The sequence below is a fragment of the Rhodobacter ferrooxidans genome, assembly GCF_000176015.1.
Taxonomy (GTDB): Bacteria; Pseudomonadota; Alphaproteobacteria; order Rhodobacterales; family Rhodobacteraceae; genus Pseudorhodobacter_B; species Pseudorhodobacter_B ferrooxidans.
Window position 1 is genome coordinate 84,480 of record NZ_ACYY01000012.1, and the last position, 16,660, is coordinate 101,139.

The window sequence follows — 16,660 nt, forward strand, 5'->3', positions numbered from 1 at the left end:
GATCGGCCAAGGGCTTCGCTTCTATAACTTGCGCGGGAAGACGGAGCCTGGAAGTCCAAGCCGATGAATCCCTGTCTCGTAGATCGAGACCAGCAAGGGATAGAACCAGCGGTGAAGACTTGGACCGGCCATCCAGATCAAGGAGGAAGCAAAGGCCGCAACGCCTAACGCGCCGAGCATATCCAGAGGGAAATGAACCCCGAGGTAGATGCGCGACCACGCAACGGCAAAGCCCAACAGCAGCATCCCACTGCCCCAGCGACGCGTTTCTGCCCGGCAAAGCAGAAGTATTGCCAAAGAAAACATCAGTGTGGCGTGGTCACTGGGAAACGATGCCTCTGCGGCATGGTCCAGCAATTGACGCCCCAACCCGATCTCGAAGGGTCTTGGGTGATACCAGGTTGCCGTGATCCCTTGAGCGGCGGCCAAGGCGATCAAAGCGGCGCCTGTCGCATCCAGCAGAGCAAATCTTACGGTCTTGCCCCGCCGAACCCATGCAATGATCAACAGGATCATGGCGAGATAGATCGCCAAACTTGCCAGCATTCTGGCAATCGCGATGACAAGAGCCGGTGCTTGCGCACCGGCGTTGATCACAAGAAAGGCGTTCTGATTCCAAAGCTCGACTGCGGACAAGGTCATATCGAGGCCCTACCGCCCCAAGGACCACATCGTCGACAGGCGCATCGACTGCATCAAATGGCGCAGCAGGGCCAGGCTAGCGTGGGCGATCAGGTAGGCCCAAACCAGATTGGCCAGTGCCAGATGAACCGTCATCGCGATCATCCCATCTGGTTCGGCCGAATGCAGGCCAAGAGCGACCTGTGCGAAATAAACAGCGCCAGAGGCTGCCATCGCCGAGATCAGCACAAGACCAAGGCCATGAATGGCTGAAGGCAACGCCGCCGGCGGATCATGCTCGGGAAGCCGTAACTTCAACGCTGCTCCGGCATGCACCTTGATGTCCAGCCCCAGTGCCATCAAGCGCCGTCCAGAAAACCACGGCATCAAGGCGCCAAGGTCAGTGCCGCGCGACCGCACCAGAATTGTCACCCACAGCCCGAATGCCATAACCGTGGCCGCAAGGCCCGAATACCGGTGAACCTGAAAAAGAATGTCGCCCGCCTGCACATCGTCCGGTCCGTGCATTTGTAGACTGGTCACAAGCTGGGTCACGATGGCGAGGGCCAGACCTGCGTGCAAAAAGCGGGTTGCGCGATTGTGCCGGGTTGGAAGGTTTGTGTTTTGGACATGACTTAGCATGATGAGGTGTTCCAATGGGGGCGACCAAAGGTAATTGGCGCGATGATCCCGAATAGGTCTCACAGACCGCGCCAGCCTTTCCGCAAACTCAATAATTTGTAAGGTTGCCGAAGGGCGCTGAGGTTGCGCCATCGCAGGATGCCGACGCACAGTCCGCGTGTAACCCAGTCCGTTCAACGCCCGGAGCAAGCACCATGTTCGCATCGAACCGCAGCCAGATTCCGACCGGCATCTGGATTCTGGGCTTCGTCAGTCTCCTAATGGATGTCTCGTCCGAGATGATCCACAGCCTGCTGCCGCTTTTCATGATCACCTCATTGGGGGCCAGTGCGCTGATGATCGGGTTGATCGAGGGGCTGGCTGAAGCAACCGCGCTGATCGTCAAGGTGTTTTCGGGCGTGCTGAGTGATTGGTTCGGGCGGCGTAAGGGCTTGGCGCTGATCGGCTATGGGCTTGGGGCGATTACCAAGCCATTGTTCGCCCTCGCGCCAAGCGTAGGTGTCGTGCTGACCGCGCGCCTACTGGACCGCGTGGGCAAGGGTATTCGCGGCGCACCGCGCGATGCGCTCGTCGCAGATTTAGCTCCGCCCGAGTTGCGTGGCGCCGCATTTGGGCTGCGCCAGTCGCTGGACACAGTCGGCGCCTTTGCCGGGCCACTGATTGCGGTGGGACTGATGCTGCTGTGGTCAAACGATTTTCAGGCGGTGTTCTGGGTGGCGGTCATCCCGGGTGCCATGGCTGTGGCACTGCTGGCTTTCGGCGTGAAGGAGCCGCTGCTGAAACCCGGAGCCATCCGGCAAAACCCGCTACGGCGTGCTAGTCTTGCCCGCCTGCCGCCCGCCTACTGGCAGGTTGTCGGCATCGGCGCCGTTTTTACGCTGGCCCGCTTCAGCGAGGCTTTTCTGGTCCTGCGTGCGCAGCAAAGCGGCATTCCTCTAGCCACTGTGCCATTGGTCATGGTGGCGATGAACCTGGTCTATGCCCTGTCGGCTTACCCGCTGGGCCGCCTTTCGGATCGGGTCAGCCACAAATCCCTGTTGATCGGGGGTCTGGCCTTGCTGATCGTGGCAGACCTCATTCTGGCCAGCTCCGCTCATTGGGCCGTGGTTCTTGCCGGAGTGGCGGTGTGGGGCGTTCACATGGGCATGACGCAAGGCCTCATGGCCGTCATGGTGGCCGACACTGCCCCGGCAGACTTGCGTGGCACGGCTTACGGGTTTTTCAATCTGGTCAGCGGGGTGGCGCTTCTGGTCGCAAGCCTGGTTGCCGGGCTTCTGTGGGACAGTGTCGGGGCGCCAGCGACCTTTCTGACAGGCGCTGCGTTCAGCGCCCTCGCCCTCGTTCTGCTATTAAAGCGCGGCGGAAATGTGCCGACCTTTCGTGCACCTTGAGGATGTAATATCGCTGAAAGCCGCGTGTAAGATGGCACCCCCATCTGTCTTCCATCAGGCTGCAACCCGTGGCCATGATTGACTGGAGAGACAAATGAAAAAGAAGCGTTCCCTGGCGACCGTCGGAGCGATTATGGCGCTTTCCCTGATTTCCGGCAATTCGGCGTTTGCCGAATCCAAAGGCACCGAAAATCCGATGGAAGAAGCGCAAGCATTTTTGGCCTCGCCAACCAGCATGTCGCAGGCCATTGCCGCCGCCGAAGCGGCATCGGGCGGCAAGGTGTCGGGCATCGAGTTCCAGATCGGGGAGGACGGTGCGCCTGACCTGATCATGGCCGATGTGGTCCTTGCCGACGGCACTGAGAAGACCGTCGCCATCAACCCTGCCGATGGCAAAGTGATGAACATCACGCTGGCCGAGAACGACCAGCAGGGTGACGAACAGGACGGCGAAGACAGTGACGGCGAGCAGGATGGCGAAAACGCCAACAACTGATCTCTGATCTGCAGACAGGTTAGGCGGTGCCGCAGGGCACCGCCTTTTCCTTTGCCCAATTGCCATCTGCGGAAAGGGCCCGGATCACAAAAATGTAAGTCGGGGGAAAGGCCCCGGCGGTGTGGGACAGGTAGAAAGGGCGCATCAGGAACCCGCCCACGCGGCCCCCAAGGAGGAACCCACAATGTCTGAACCCATGATCCGGTTGAACCGGCTGACCCAATCCTTCGATGGGGTGACCGTCGTTGACGCCCTTTCGATGGACATCGAACAGGGCGAGATCTTCGGCTTTCTCGGGCACAACGGCGCGGGAAAGACAACCACAATCCAGATGCTGACCACGTTGGCGCGTCCTGCCTCCGGGACGGCGACTGTCGCAGGGTATGACATCTGCAACGAGCCGTTGGAGGTGCGACGCCGCATAGGCTATGTCCCCGAAAATGTGCGGCTTTACGATACTCTGACGGCTGCCGAGAACCTGGTTTTTTTCGCACGCCTTTCGGGCGTCGATGCACCAGCGCGCCGCGTCCGAGAGGTGCTTGAGCTGCTGGATTGCACCTATCTGGCGGACAAACGGGTCGGCGGATTTTCCAAGGGCATGCGGCAGCGCGTCGGCCTGGCGCAGGCGATCCTGCATGGCCCTGCCGTGCTGTTCCTGGATGAGCCGACCTCGGGCCTTGACCCTATGGGCATCAAGATGCTGCGCGATCTGGTGATGCGCCTGAATACCGAGTTCGGGATGACCATTTTCATGAACACCCATCTGATTTCCGAGATTGCCAAGACCTGCACCAGCATCGCGGTGCTCAGCCACGGCAAGCTGGTCTACCACGACCGGATTGAAGCCGTGACCGCCCGCTATGGCGACGATGCGGCCTTGGAGGAACTCTACCTGTCGCTGACCCCGGTTGGCCGTCTGGCCGAGGTGGCGTAATGCAAGGTGCACCCTCACCCGGCTGGCTGATCGTCCGCCAATCCGCAAGCTTCGTGCTGCGCGAACGAACGGTGGCTCTTCTGTCGCTGATGTTCGTCGTACTTGTGCTGATTTCAGCCTGGCTCGGTTGGTCCGCCACCTCGACGGTCAACCGCATCTATCTGGACGCGGCGGCGTTTCTGAAAAGTGCAGGGCAGCCGGTGCCGACAAACCCGGTTCTGGACATCTCGCCCCTATCGTTGATGCGCAACATGTCGGTTTACGTGGCGCTGATCGGGGCGCTGTCGGCAATCGTGATCGGCAATCGCCTGGTTGGCTTGGATCGCAAGGCGGGGGTGTTGCCGCTGATCGGCATCCGTCCGCTTGGTCGAGACGCCTATGCGGCAGGCAAGATTGCGGCCCTGATCGGGTTGATCCTAGCACTGGGCGCAGTGGCCGGAGTGGTGGCCGTTGCGACCTTTCTGGTGCTGCCCGCCATCACATTGACCGGCCTGCAATGGGCGCAACTGGCCGGGTTCATGGCCGTGACCACGCTCTACATGGGCATCTTCGGCCTGATCGGTCTTGCTGCCGGGGCGGCCGCGCGTTCGGAAACCGTCGGGCTGTTGGTGCCCGTCACCCTCTGGCTGACCCTGACCTTCATCCTGCCGCAGCTGACCGCAAACCTGAACCCGACGGCCGCGATCAATCCGATCTCGGCTCTAGCCATCCCGCCCGACACCAGCTTTTTCCACTGGGCGGCCATCGTTCTTGGCCCGGTCTCGCTGGCCGATGCCTACAAGTTCGCCTCGGCTGGGCTGCTGGACTACCTGCCGCAGGGTATCGCCTCGCCGTCTTTCATCCCGCCGGTCATCACCCTGGTCCTCGCCACTGGTGTGGCTGCCGCCTTTGCATGGCGCGCGCTGACTCGGCTTTCCATGACCGAAGGAGAGTACAATGTTTGACGCAGCCCTGATCCCCACCCGTTTAAACCCGACCCCTGTCCGCACGATCGCCGCTAAGGATATCCGCGATGCGTTGCGCGACCGCTTCATCCTGATCGTCACCGCTTTTCTGGCTGTTGCCGCCTTAGTGGCTCTTGTGACGGGTGCTATCGCTCTACGCGGCGATGTCGCGACTTACGAAGCAGCCAAGGCTTCCCTGCTGGCGCTTGGGAAATCCGCCGATGCGATCAAGGCGCCGGAATTCTACCCGCTGCGGCTTCTCCGTGGTGCCATCGAGCAGATCGAGATCATCGGAGCCGCCATCGCAATCCTAATCGGCTACCGCTCGGCTGCAAGCGAACGCGGACGCCAGACGCTGGCGCTGATGCTAACGCGCCCCATGCGCCGGTGGCAATTCGTGGCGGGCAAGGCCCTGGCCGGGATCGGCCTTCTGGCGGGTGGTCTTGCGCTGGTGCTGGGCGGGCTGACACTTGTCCTGCACTTCCTGTCCGGCATTGGTCTGGGCGCGGATGACCTTCTGCGCATTGTCGTCGTCTGGGGCGTGGCCGTCGCATATACGGCTTGTTTCTTCCTGGTGAGCTTCATCCTGTCGCTGCATATGAAGCAACCGAGCCACGCCCTGCTGGTGGCTTTCGCGGTCTGGCTGACGCTTGTTCTGATCGCGCCCCAGATCGGCGACACGCTTGACCCCGACAATCAGGTGGCCGGCGGCGTGTTCAAGCAATTGAACATCGCCAAACCTGATCAGGTCGAGATCATGAAGAGTTTCGCCACCTTCGAGACGGTGCGCGACGGCATCGAGCAGGCCTCTGTCACCAAACACTTCGAGCGGTTCACCTTCGCCGTCCTTGGCATCAAGGCAACCTATGCCGGGATGCCGCTTGGCCCGATCCTGATCGAAATGCTGGGCAATCTGGTCTGGATTTTTCTTACTGCCCTCGGGCTCGGCGCACTTGCGCTGGCCCTTCCCCTCAACCCCGACCGGCTTGCAAAAGCCTGAATTCAAAGGACCTGAACCATGACCCTCAAGAAACACATCTCGACGCTTGCGCTAGTCTCTATCCTTGGCCTGACGCTGGCCAACCCCGGGTTTTCGCAGACCACGACCGATACGGACGGTGACGGCGTGCCAGATGCCTCGGAGGTTCTGCTCGGCACCGATCCGATGGTGGCCGACACCGATGGCGACGGGCAGAACGATCTGGCCGACACCGATCCCGCCTTCATGGCAAACCCGATGGACATGACCGGTGCTCCCGCTACTTTCGCGATCAAGGAGGCGCTGGTCGAAAACAACTATGACTATGCCGCCAAGAAGGACGCGACCGATCACCTGGAACTTCTGGTAACCAATTCAGGCAGCGCGCCTATGTCCGGGTTCTCGATTTACTACAGCGTGACCGATGCTGACAGCGGCAAAGTCGAGGGCACCTTCCGCAAGCTTGACGGCTTCAGCGTTCCCGCCGGCGGTGAGGCCCGGATTCACTTTGATGACGGGGCAGTGGCCGGGCATTTCCGCGCCAACCCGAACTCGATCTACATCACCAGTGAGGCGGCGAAGACCGTCAGCTTCGTTCTGAAAGCTGACGGCTTTGTGCCGGTCAGTGTCGATGTCGCAAAGGACAAGGGCGGTGCGGAAGCTGCAGACTGAGGTCTGTCTCGGACCGAATGCATCTGATTTCTATTGTTTCCTACCCTGCGCGGTTAAGCCCGCCGCGCAGGGTCCGCCACATCGTGATTGGCGGATACTCACTCTCCGTTCAGCGGCAATACGACCAGTATGGAGTCAGGTATGACGTCAGCGGGTAATTTCCCCAGCAAGCACCGCCCCACCGTGCACCGCGAGCATCGCTGCGAAGCTAGGACATCCGAAGTGCCGTACAACTTCACGCACTCTAGCGTCATAAGCCGCTTGACCAATCACTTGGCAGAGGTCGGATGCATGAAATTCCCGGTTCTTGCTAGGTGCCGCAGCGATCAGCTGATGTAGTCTCCGCTCCGTCGGCCCGATAGCGCGTGCTGGAGCAGATTCCGCTGGTGGATGCACGGCCACACCAAGTGACGTCCGCCACCTTCGCATAAAGCCCAACAGAAACCCCGCTGGAACTGCCGCATTCCCGCGCGCGCGGTTGAAAGCAACGAACCTCTCCCAGATGACCTGCGTGTCGACGTTCCAACATGCGAGGGATGCTTTCGCGGCCTTGATCAGATCCGACCAGGGTGTCTGATAGACGTTGGTGCCTGCACCGATTTCAATACTCCCTGCAAAGATAGTTTTGTTCTTAGATTCTCTAGATAGTGATGTGTCGCATGTGGTTGACACGACATCTGGCAGTGCATCGGTCCCAGCTTCACCCCCAAACCTGAACAGCCAGGGCGCAAACTTCCCATTTGGCTTCCACCGGACCAAAGCCAGATCGGATGCAGCGAGCTCGACCAAAAGCGCCGTCAGATGCTGCCGCGACACCCCCATTTTCTCGGCGAGGTGCGCAAGCGTGAAGGCGGCCGTTCCGCGCTCGAGTCCGTTGTAACCGTCCTTCCAGGCAATCCCATCGAGGATGATCGTGGCGAGCTTGTGGGCCGCAGTAGAGAGCGGCGTTTCGGTGATGCGGCGCAGAATGGCACCGGTCGTAAGTTCCATGATGTGTCGTTCCGTCCTAGGATGACACCAGACCGTGATGCGTGCAAAATTTCGTCCCGGCATAGGTATTTGCCGGTTGAACGGACCCAAGGCTCGCGCTAAATTCCCACTACCACGAGGAAATCAGTGCGGCGTCGGGCCTATGGTCTGGCGTCGTTTCTGTTTCTGGGGGTCTCAGTCTTTCGATCGTTTCGGTGGAGGGCAGTGGGGCAGGTTCTCAGTAGTGAACCTCTTCGTGTCCGTAGCTGCCTTCATAGTCGCGCCACTCGACGAAGACGGACCGATGCCAATAGGTGTGACAGTCTTCCGGTACAGCGAGATCTGAGGCGGTTGGAACCGCAGACACGCTGCTCCGGCGGCGGCTGTATTCGCCTTGATCGCCGTAGCTGCCCATGTAGACACTGCCCCAACTGTTGCAGTCGCCATCAGAGCTGCGCCGCTGCTGGTAAGTGATCTCGAACACGCGGATTGAGCGGACGAAGTCAAACGCCGGGTCCGATATGTCGACATCCGCCCGATCTTGGACAAGCTGAAATGCGAAGGGCGTTTCCGGGACCGAGACGAGCGGCACAGGCTCACCGCGTACAGCGATGTCGAACAGGCGCTCTATCGGTTTCGCCTCGCCCCGGAAACTCACCCGCATCGGACAGTTCCAGATCTGCAGCGGCGGCTCGATCGGCCACGGCGTGATGCGGCGGATGAAGACTGCACGGGCATGGGCGCATTCTGCCGAGGCCGGCCAGCCCCCTGCGAGGCAAAGAAGGATCGCGCAGTCGACAGGGTAAGCCATTGCCGGAGTGACGGTTGCGGTTGAGAGACCGACACCCAGGAGGAGGGCAGGGATGAGAGGTTTCACGGGAGGTCCTTCTGAGCTGGCTGGATGTTGAGGAAGGTTGAATAGGCCTCGATTGCCCTGTGGGCTTCCGACAGGGCGCGATTGCGCTCGCTATCGAGGCACGCGATGTGGATGCTGACGGCCGCGAAGTAGGCTTCGAACTCGGCGGCGATTTCAGATCGGTACTCGGCGAGAACCGCCTCTGGAAGGTCGGTGACCGGCACTTCGGGCGGCAGGCAGCGAATCACCTCTGGTTGTGCGAAAGCTGCGGAGCTCACAAACAAGACCACAGTGATCGCGACCAGATGCAGCTCTCGTTTGCGCGTCGGAAGCGCCAATCCGGCCGATGAACTCGCTCCAGGAATCCGCAAAACTGCCAATTTTTCTTGGGTTTTTCTCAACGTCTGCGTCTCACAACCTAGCTCCAGTTTTTCGAGGGCCGACCGGTGTAGCTGCCTGCATCGCGCACCCACCGGATCAACCGCAGGTTTGGCCATACGCCCTTCTTTTATCGTGTTTGTCATTTTTGTGTTGAATGCGCCATACATTCTGTTAGGCATCGCCTCACAAAGAAATCTGCGATACAACGTTCCCAACAGATGATCCGAGGGGACCCCATGAATACCAAACGGCGCGCATTGCCTGTCTTGCTGGAGCGTGACTTCCGCAAGCTGGCCGCATCCGAAGGAGCGACTGTTGAGATCGAGTGTGTCAGTGCGCCCAACCCCGACGAACGGTTCTCGGGGGAATGGCTGTTCTACGTTGTCAGCCCCGCAGGCGAGCGCTTCCTGCTGGTCACGGCCCTTGCGCGGGAACGCATTGTCAACTCGCCAATCGGCATGTTTGGGCTCGCCTTCGGCAAGCTCAACCTCGACCATCTCGACGTACCTGCTGTCGCTGGCGCTGTCTGCACTGGCATGCGGAGCCGCCCGAGCGGAAGTGATCCGCTGGAATGAACCGGAAAGGCAGAGCGGTGACGTTCAGCTTGCGGCGCTTGATACATCCGTCCTGCGTTATGACGGTCAGGGGCAGCTGATCGTTCCCGTTCCCCCTGAACCGGTTGAAGAAGAGACCCGGGAAGGGGAGGGGGCTGAAGCCGCCATCGATGTCTCCTACAGCACTAAAGGGGTTGCTGCCCCGAAGGACGTTCTGCCTTCAATCCGGTTGATTGCCACGCGGTATCAGGACCATCCGGCCTTGGCGCGGCTTCACCTAACGCCCGCAGAGTGGTCCGCCTTCTTCCAGGCGATGATCAAGGTCGAGAGCAATTACACCCAAGGTGCTGTCAGCCATGCCGGTGCCCTTGGCCTTGCGCAGCTGATGCCCGGGACGGCTGACTACCTGAATGTTGATCCTGCCGACCCCATCGAAAACCTCGACGGGGGCGCGCGCTATCTTCTGGAACAGATGGCGGCTTTTGGCAGCCTCGAGCTTGCCCTTGCCGCCTACAACGCCGGCCCCGAGGCCGTGCGCAAATACGACGGCGTGCCACCCTACGCCGAGACACAATCCCACATCGTCAAGGTGATGGCGGTCTATGACCGCATCCTCACCGAGCTCTGAACCAAGAAGGACAACTCACCCAATGCGCAACCAAAACGTGGCTCTTCTGGGCCTGACCCTTTGCACCCTTTTTCTGGCGCAAGCCGAGCCAGCACTCGCGCAGGTGGTCTTCACCAAGGCCGAAACCGTCGCGACGGGCGTTCTGGCCTCGTTCCGGGGCACCCTTGCGACCGCCTTCTTTGGCATCGCCTTCGTGGTGACTGGCTTCCTCGCGGCCTTTAACCGGATCAGCTGGGCCTGGGTGGCACTGGTCGTGGTCGGCGCCTTCCTTGTCTTCGCCGGCCCCGCCATCGTCGCAAACCTGCGCACGTCGTTCAGCTGAGGCGAGAGAAGAACCATGGAGAAAAGCGCGGTCATCCTCGGGCTCTCGCGGCAAGCCAAGTTTCTTGGCCTGCCGATGCCCTATGCCATGGCAGTGGGAGCGATGACCGTGCTGCCCTTCATTCTGTTCAAGCCAGTTTGGTGGTTCCTGACCGCCCCGATCTGGTACGGGCTCGCGCGATTTGCGACGAAGCTGAACCCGAACGGGCATCATGTCTTTGCCGTCATGATGCAAGTGACGCCGATGGCCATTCTCCGGAAGGGGCGGCGTCATGTTTCTTGAGAGAGAAGGTCTGCGGGGCAGGGCACGGGCGCTGATCCCCGCAGACCCGAAGATCTATGCACATCTGCCCTATGTCATCGAACTTGATGACGAGGTGGTGCGCACCCGTGACAACGGCTTGATGATCTCGCTAGAGGTGACCGGCATCGACGGGATCACATCCGGATCGTCGGCGATCACCGCCTTGCGGGCCGGGTTCGCGCATCTCCTCGACACGCTGGATGAGCGTTTCAGCTTCTATTTGCACCGGATGATGCGTCCCGCCAACGCCCAGCTGAAACCCATCCACGGACAAAGCTTTGCAGCCGATATCGACCGGGCCTGGAGTGGTGAACTGCAACGCCGCAATCTTCAGGAATCCGTCTTGATCCTCACGGTCGTTCGGCGGCAGGTTGCCCCGCTGGCGGTGCCGCTCTTTGGCAAGGCCGCGGCAAAGGTCTGGGGCGAGGATACTGATCGGCGGCTGGAAGAATTGCGCGAAGTAGTCTCGATCCTAGAGACTGGTCTCGGCGTGAAATCCCACCGCCTGAAGATCAGGGAGGGCAGCCTGATTGGCTTTTACGCCTCGCTTTTGACGGGCGAACTGCGCAACAAACCCCGCAGCGCTTTCGGCATCATCGCTGAAGACGCGAGCGATGCGGCTATCCGTTTCGGCAAAGGCCAGTTCACGTTGGAGGAGGGGGCAGACACACCCCGCGTCGGTGCCGTCCTCTATGTCAAATCCTACGCCACCTCGACCTGGCCGGGCATGCTTGATGCACTTGGGGCCAGCCGCGACACCATCATCACCCACAGCTACACGCCAATCGAGCGCGGCAGCATCACGGAACGGGTGAAGCGTCGTGTGGCGCAAATGCGAGCCTCCGAGGACATCGCTGCCACGATTGAGGCCCAACTCTTCGAGGCCGCAGACAAATCTGAAAGCGGCGAGCTCGGGTTCGGCATTCATCAGATGACCATCACCGTCTTTGCCGGTGATCAGGCGGCACTCGATACCGAAGTCGCCCGCATCCGCGGCATTGCCCATCAAAATGGCATGCGGTTGGTGCGCGAGGTCACCGCGCTCGAGGCTGCCTTCTTCGCCATGCACCCCGGCAATATGGATTACCGGGCGCGGGACATGACAGTCTCGTCCTTGAACTTCGCCGACATGGCGGCGCTTCACGCCGCTGACACCGGGACCGAAGCCTCACGCCTACCGTGGCAAACGCCGCTGACGTTGTTTCAGACGCTGCAGGGCAGCTTGCACCGGTTCAGCTTCCATGAACCGGGTGATCCGTTGGCGGAACCGACCAACGGCCATACTCTTGTCTTGGGCAAATCCGGCGGCGGCAAAACCACCACCGTCGCCTTCCTCGCAGCCCAAGCCCAAAGGGCAGGGGGCCGCACGATCATCTTCGACAAAGAGGCCGGCCTCAAGATGGCCGTCCGTGCTCTCGGCGGCCGCTACGCCGAAATCCGCGCCGGGCGGCCAACCGGGCTGAACCCGCTTGCCACTGAATCTGGCGAGCGCGGTGAGGCATGGTTTCTGGATTGGTTGGTGGCCCTTCTCGAACAACGCAGCGGGCCGATGACACCGCTGCAATCGGAGGCCCTGAAGTCCGCCATTTCTCAGAATGGCAAAGCCCGCGAAGGGTTGCGGAATTTCCGGGCGTTTCAGGAGCTGTTTGGTGATGTTGGCGACGGGCTCGATCTGGCGCAGCGGATCAGTGAATGGGGCCCTGAGGGCCGCTATGGCTGGGTCTTTGGCGAGGCGTCCGAGCCGGTGGTGGATTTCACCAGCCATGATGTGACGGCCGTGGATCTGACAGAAATCCTCGACCTCGGCACCGAACGCACCGCGATCCTCGGCTATCTCTTCCGCCGCATCGAGATGCTGATCGAGGAAAAGCGCCCGACGCTGATCCTGATCGACGAGGCCTGGAAGGTTCTTGATGACGAATACTTCGCAAAGAAGCTCGCTGAATGGCTGGTGACCGCGCGGAAGAAGAACGTCGTCGTGGTGATGATGACGCAGTTTCCGAGCCAGATCCGAGGATCCAAAGCCCGCTCGATCTTGGAGGCGCTGCCGAACCAGCTGCTGTTCCCGAACGGTGAAGCGGCCAGTGCCGACTATGACGGTTTCCGGCTTACCGATGGCGAGTTGGACTTCGTCCTGAGCCCAATCCCGGGCCAGCGCATGGTGCTGTCACGCACGCCGCGCAGTTCAACCGTGCTGAACGTCGATCTCAAAGCTCTGGGGCCGCTGTTGACGGCGCTCGGCGGTGGTCAGGCCGGACAGAATGCTTTCGGCGCTGACTATGCCAATCGGCCTAAATTCTGGAAGGAATAATTGTCCAATGAAATCAATATATTACATAACCTTGATTATGCGAGTCCGATTTTGGGCGGTCATGATGGGTGCATCGCTCGGTCTCGCCGCCTGCACGGGCGTGCCGATTGCCAAAACCAATTGTTGGGCCACCGCGGGTTCCACTGTCACCACTTCCACCAAGGGTGCAAGCCCGGATGCGGGTCTGGTTTCTCGCGGCAACACCTCGGGTCTTGATGTCATTCCCTGCCGTTAAACTTCAACGCTCGGCCAGGGTCCTTGCTCTGGCGACTGTGGCGCTGCCGATGATGGCGGCGGCGCAAGGCGTCCCCATTGCGGACAGCAAATCGATCGTCCAGCACGTTCTGGAGATCGCTCAGATGTCCTATCTGACCGGCGGGCGCGAGCTTGAGGCCGACAAGAAGCGCCGCATCGACGAATTGCACCAGGACCAGCTCGACGCGCTCGACGCCACGCTGGCGATGATGACCGGCCAGACGCCGTGGATTGGCGATCTCGAAGTGATCCCCGGGGCCGAGGCCGAAGTCCTTTATGCCGTGGAGGATAACAACCCCTATGCTGATCGGCTTTTTGGCGACGCCAAGACCAGCATCGAAGAGATGATCGTGGCCACCGCGCAGAAATATGCCGGACACCCCGGTCTTGCCCGCGCCGGGTTGAACCCGGTCGAGTTCCGCATTTGGTTCCAGAGCCTTGTCAAACAAGAGTCTGGGTTTTCCATTGGGGCACGCAGCCCGGTTGGGGCCTTTGGCCTGACGCAAGTGATGCCGGATACGGCCAAGGGTCTCGGCATCTACCCCGCCTATTATGATGACCCGATGCTGCAGCTTGACGGTGGTGCGCGGTATTTCCTGACGCAGCTGAACACCTTCGGTTCCGTTCCGCTCGCGCTCGCGGCGTACAATGCCGGACCAGGCAACGTCACGAAGTATGGCGGCATCCCGCCGTTTGAGGAGACGCAGAATTACGTTGTCCGCATCACCGGGTTCTTCAACGCCTATGCCGGCAAGATCACTGGCGTGGATCAGGTCGGCACTTTCGACCCGCGCGACATGGCGATCGCCGAGGCCAGCAACACGGCTGACGCGGGTCTGCACTATGGGATGGCGGCCTCAGTCGAGATTGGGGCCTCGCTGAAGCGGTTGCGTTCCATCATCGAGCGCATCCCGACAACCAAATCGACCAAAGAGGCGCTGGACCTCAACAGCTATGCCCGGGCCGAAGCCGTGCGCATCGGGCTCATGGTCGAGCGGGTCAAGGCAGCGCGCGTGAAGGTCGATCAGGCCCGCTATGCCCTCTGGCTGCAGGCCTATGCCATCGACGCAACATTCATCAAAGTAAAGGGTGGTTCCGAATGATCCGCAATCTTGTCCGGGGTCTTGGCCCTTTTCTGATCTCTGCCGCCTTGTTTTCTGCGGCCCCTGCCCTCGCGCAGGGCGTGCCGACCGTTGACCTCACCAGCATCGCCAAGATTGGCGAGGTGCTGACCGAGGCCAAGCTACAGGTGAAGGAGATGATCGCGTCGAACCTCAAGCTTGATGAGCAGATCCTGAAGCAGATCGAACAGATCGCCACCTTGAAGGCGCAGCTCGACGCCTTGCGCAACGGGCTGACCCTGGAAGCCTTGGGCATCCCAGACCCGGACACCTTCTTTGATGACATTCTGCCAGATGTGGCGGATCTGACCGGTGGGTTGATCGCGGCCAAGGATGGCAGCTATTCCCTGATGACCACATCCGGCAAGGTCGGCGACAAGCCCGCCGCGCAATATGTCTCTGAGTTCTTCGCATCAGCTGGCCTCGATGTGGCCACTGTCGACACCCTTGCGAACAGTGAAGACGAAGGGGCCGCCCGGATTGGGACACAAGCCAACACCGCTGCCTTCCTGTCAGCCGCGGCTGAAACCTCCTCGGTCAAGGCCTCGGAAAGCCTCGAGCGGGTCCACGAGCTCGTGCAGGAAATTCCGGACACCGAAGGGCTGAAAGAAGCCATCGACCTCAACACCCGCGTGACGGCGGAACTATCGATCGCACTCGCCAATATCTGGAACATGGAGTCCGCCCAGCTGATGGGCATGGGCGAAGCGGGCGTCATGGACGCCGCCACCGCAGCCGAAGAGCAGCAGTTCATCAAGGTCCTTGGGGGAGAATGAGTATGGCCAATACTTTCAAAGCGCGCGTGATGGGCGGTACCCTTGGGCTGATCGCGGTTTTCTCGGCCGCAGCGTGGGCCGAAACCCCTGTCCCGGCAGACCTTGCCCAAGAGGACGCCTATCTCGGCGTTTTGCCCAAGGTCGATGTGCCAGTAAATGTGGAGCCGATCCCCGGAGCAGTGAACGAAGAATTCCGGAACTGTGAAGCCTCCTGGCCCGCAGGCTACGCTTTGGCGCGGTCTGGCCCCGAGGCGCGGGCGCTGCGCGACATCTACGGCCTGGTCCGCGTGCGCAACGTGATTGAAACGCAGGATTGCGGCTGCACAGGCAAAGTGGCGAACTGGGAAGAGGTCGAGGCCGTCGCGGCTGCATTGCGCGATCATCACGACGTCCAGCGCCTCAGCTGGCAGCAGACGAAGGCGATTGCGGAGGAGGCCTCAACCCTGACGGCTGTCGCAGAAACCATGTGTGGCGGCAGCTTCTGATGGACAGCGTCTCGGCCATCCTGACAACGCTGGATGCGGCGATCACTTCAGCCGGGCGGCAGTATTTCGAGGCGACAGCCGGTGCTGTCGGGCCGATCTACACGACCCTGCTTGCCCTCCTGCTCGTCATGGTCGGGATCAACGCGGCCTTGAATGTCTACCGGATTTCCATGCGCGACGCGGTGCAGCTGTCGTTCCGGATCGTCATGGTCCTGATGTTCGGTCTGACCTGGTCCAACTTCACCCAGATCTATGACGCCGCCAGCAACGGGCTCAGTGCTCTTGCCTTGGAATACTTTCGTTTGGGTGGTGGTGGTGTCGGCGCCTCGGCGACAGCGGCGATGGACGATATGGCCAATATGATGGCCGGGAACGTCGACTCTGTTTCCTCCGCGATGTCCTCGATCATGCGCGGCTTTGTGGCCGCCGTCCTTTACGTTGTCCTCGGCGTGTTGATGGCAGTCTACGTTTTCATCGTCGGCTTCTCGAAGCTGATGATCGCATTCCTTCTCGGGGTCGCTCCGATCGCCATCGGCGCCACGATCTTTGAGAAGACCAAGGGCATGTTCGAGGCCTGGCTCTCGGCAATGATCGGCTACCTGATGTATCCGGTTGCCTCCGCCGGTGTCATCGTTGCTGTCGTCACTGTTGCCCACGACGTCTTCCGCGAAACAAAAGATGTGACCGACCTCGGCTCGATCCTTGGTTTTTTTGTCATCGTCTTCGTCGGCATCTTCGCCCTGATGGCGATCCCGAATGCCGTGACGCACATCACTGGCCAGATCAGCCTTGCGAGCATCGCGCCGCAAGCACTGCGGGTTGCGGGCAAGCCGCTCGAAAAGGCCTCCGAATATTCGGCGCGCCGGATGAACGAAGTGCGATCAGGTTTCTTGCACGGCAAGACCGAACACCACCATTTGCGCGATCAGGCGCGGTCCGATGCCGAGCGGGGACAGGCCGCAAGGGCGCGGCTTGGCCAGTTCATTCGCGACAGCTGACGCCGACCAGCTGCCTCACGCC

Annotated in this window: 20 protein-coding genes; 15 read left to right on the forward strand and 5 right to left on the reverse strand. The window is 60.8% G+C overall.

Annotated elements, in window-relative coordinates; translation table 11 throughout:
• Positions 1 to 21: 21 nt before the first annotated feature.
• A complete protein-coding gene (locus RSW2DRAFT_RS10255) occupies positions 22 to 642 on the reverse strand; it encodes an undecaprenyl-diphosphatase (protein WP_008030648.1) in 621 nt (206 codons plus the stop codon).
• A 9-nt stretch (positions 643 to 651) separates the two neighbouring features.
• A complete protein-coding gene (locus tag RSW2DRAFT_RS10260; protein ID WP_232209678.1) occupies positions 652 to 1,278 on the reverse strand; it encodes a cytochrome b/b6 domain-containing protein in 627 nt (208 codons plus the stop codon).
• Positions 1,279 to 1,457: 179 nt separating this feature from the next.
• On the opposite strand from RSW2DRAFT_RS10260, the gene RSW2DRAFT_RS10265 reads away from it, so the two are divergent.
• The 6 genes from RSW2DRAFT_RS10265 to RSW2DRAFT_RS10290 all read left to right on the forward strand — a co-directional run bounded on the left by RSW2DRAFT_RS10265 (position 1,458) and on the right by RSW2DRAFT_RS10290 (position 6,679).
• A complete protein-coding gene (locus RSW2DRAFT_RS10265) occupies positions 1,458 to 2,654 on the forward strand; it encodes an MFS transporter (RefSeq protein WP_008030652.1) in 1,197 nt (398 codons plus the stop codon).
• A 133-nt stretch (positions 2,655 to 2,787) separates the two neighbouring features.
• A complete protein-coding gene (locus tag RSW2DRAFT_RS10270) occupies positions 2,788 to 3,150 on the forward strand; it encodes a hypothetical protein (protein ID WP_156790695.1) in 363 nt (120 codons plus the stop codon).
• Positions 3,151 to 3,334: 184 nt separating this feature from the next.
• Complete coding sequence (locus tag RSW2DRAFT_RS10275) at positions 3,335 to 4,084, forward strand: ABC transporter ATP-binding protein (RefSeq protein ID WP_008030655.1); 750 nt, start codon at positions 3,335 to 3,337, stop codon at positions 4,082 to 4,084.
• Positions 4,084 to 5,028 (forward strand): ABC transporter permease subunit, encoded by a 945-nt coding sequence (locus tag RSW2DRAFT_RS10280; protein ID WP_008030664.1) that lies wholly within the window; start codon positions 4,084 to 4,086, stop codon positions 5,026 to 5,028. Before RSW2DRAFT_RS10275 ends, RSW2DRAFT_RS10280 begins: the two co-directional genes overlap by 1 nt.
• Positions 5,021 to 6,028 (forward strand): ABC transporter permease, encoded by a 1,008-nt coding sequence (locus RSW2DRAFT_RS10285; RefSeq protein ID WP_008030665.1) that lies wholly within the window; start codon positions 5,021 to 5,023, stop codon positions 6,026 to 6,028. Before RSW2DRAFT_RS10280 ends, RSW2DRAFT_RS10285 begins: the two co-directional genes overlap by 8 nt.
• Before the next feature lie 18 nt (positions 6,029 to 6,046).
• A complete protein-coding gene (locus RSW2DRAFT_RS10290; RefSeq protein ID WP_008030666.1) occupies positions 6,047 to 6,679 on the forward strand; it encodes a thrombospondin type 3 repeat-containing protein in 633 nt (210 codons plus the stop codon).
• A 147-nt stretch (positions 6,680 to 6,826) separates the two neighbouring features.
• On the opposite strand, the gene RSW2DRAFT_RS10295 is transcribed toward RSW2DRAFT_RS10290, so the two are convergent.
• The 3 genes from RSW2DRAFT_RS10295 to RSW2DRAFT_RS17955 all read right to left on the reverse strand — a co-directional run bounded on the left by RSW2DRAFT_RS10295 (position 6,827) and on the right by RSW2DRAFT_RS17955 (position 9,052).
• The gene (locus RSW2DRAFT_RS10295) at positions 6,827 to 7,669 is read right to left on the reverse strand and encodes a hypothetical protein (RefSeq protein ID WP_008030667.1); all 843 of its coding nucleotides are present in this window, start codon (positions 7,667 to 7,669) and stop codon (positions 6,827 to 6,829) included.
• 217 nt (positions 7,670 to 7,886) lie between these two features.
• A complete protein-coding gene (locus tag RSW2DRAFT_RS10300) occupies positions 7,887 to 8,525 on the reverse strand; it encodes a hypothetical protein (RefSeq protein ID WP_198008093.1) in 639 nt (212 codons plus the stop codon).
• Entirely contained in the window at positions 8,522 to 9,052 is a 531-nt protein-coding gene (locus RSW2DRAFT_RS17955) for a hypothetical protein (protein WP_156790696.1), read from the reverse strand. The genes RSW2DRAFT_RS10300 and RSW2DRAFT_RS17955 overlap by 4 nt, the downstream gene beginning before the upstream one ends.
• A gap of 69 nt (positions 9,053 to 9,121) precedes the next feature.
• Between RSW2DRAFT_RS17955 and RSW2DRAFT_RS10310 the strand changes: the two genes are divergently transcribed.
• The 9 genes from RSW2DRAFT_RS10310 (at position 9,122) to RSW2DRAFT_RS10350 (ending at position 16,638) form a co-directional block, all read left to right on the forward strand.
• The gene (locus tag RSW2DRAFT_RS10310) at positions 9,122 to 9,460 is read left to right on the forward strand and encodes a hypothetical protein (protein WP_008030686.1); all 339 of its coding nucleotides are present in this window, start codon (positions 9,122 to 9,124) and stop codon (positions 9,458 to 9,460) included.
• Positions 9,444 to 10,067 carry a lytic transglycosylase domain-containing protein gene (locus tag RSW2DRAFT_RS18525; protein WP_008030687.1) on the forward strand — a complete coding sequence of 208 codons (624 nt, stop codon included), beginning with the start codon at positions 9,444 to 9,446 and terminating at the stop codon, positions 10,065 to 10,067. Before RSW2DRAFT_RS10310 ends, RSW2DRAFT_RS18525 begins: the two co-directional genes overlap by 17 nt.
• A 22-nt stretch (positions 10,068 to 10,089) precedes the next feature.
• On the forward strand, positions 10,090 to 10,389 hold the full coding sequence (locus RSW2DRAFT_RS10320) for a TrbC/VirB2 family protein (protein WP_008030689.1): 300 nt from the start codon (positions 10,090 to 10,092) through the stop codon (positions 10,387 to 10,389).
• 15 nt (positions 10,390 to 10,404) lie between these two features.
• A complete protein-coding gene (locus RSW2DRAFT_RS10325) occupies positions 10,405 to 10,671 on the forward strand; it encodes a VirB3 family type IV secretion system protein (protein ID WP_008030690.1) in 267 nt (88 codons plus the stop codon).
• On the forward strand, positions 10,661 to 13,003 hold the full coding sequence (locus RSW2DRAFT_RS10330; RefSeq protein WP_008030697.1) for a VirB4 family type IV secretion system protein: 2,343 nt from the start codon (positions 10,661 to 10,663) through the stop codon (positions 13,001 to 13,003). The genes RSW2DRAFT_RS10325 and RSW2DRAFT_RS10330 overlap by 11 nt, the downstream gene beginning before the upstream one ends.
• A gap of 176 nt (positions 13,004 to 13,179) precedes the next feature.
• The gene (locus RSW2DRAFT_RS18700; RefSeq protein ID WP_083800673.1) at positions 13,180 to 14,361 is read left to right on the forward strand and encodes a lytic transglycosylase domain-containing protein; all 1,182 of its coding nucleotides are present in this window, start codon (positions 13,180 to 13,182) and stop codon (positions 14,359 to 14,361) included.
• On the forward strand, positions 14,358 to 15,155 hold the full coding sequence (locus tag RSW2DRAFT_RS10340) for a type IV secretion system protein (protein WP_008030705.1): 798 nt from the start codon (positions 14,358 to 14,360) through the stop codon (positions 15,153 to 15,155). The genes RSW2DRAFT_RS18700 and RSW2DRAFT_RS10340 overlap by 4 nt, the downstream gene beginning before the upstream one ends.
• A 2-nt stretch (positions 15,156 to 15,157) precedes the next feature.
• The gene (locus RSW2DRAFT_RS10345) at positions 15,158 to 15,640 is read left to right on the forward strand and encodes a hypothetical protein (RefSeq protein WP_008030707.1); all 483 of its coding nucleotides are present in this window, start codon (positions 15,158 to 15,160) and stop codon (positions 15,638 to 15,640) included.
• A complete protein-coding gene (locus RSW2DRAFT_RS10350; protein WP_008030709.1) occupies positions 15,640 to 16,638 on the forward strand; it encodes a type IV secretion system protein in 999 nt (332 codons plus the stop codon). Before RSW2DRAFT_RS10345 ends, RSW2DRAFT_RS10350 begins: the two co-directional genes overlap by 1 nt.
• The last annotated feature ends 22 nt before the right edge of the window (positions 16,639 to 16,660 follow it).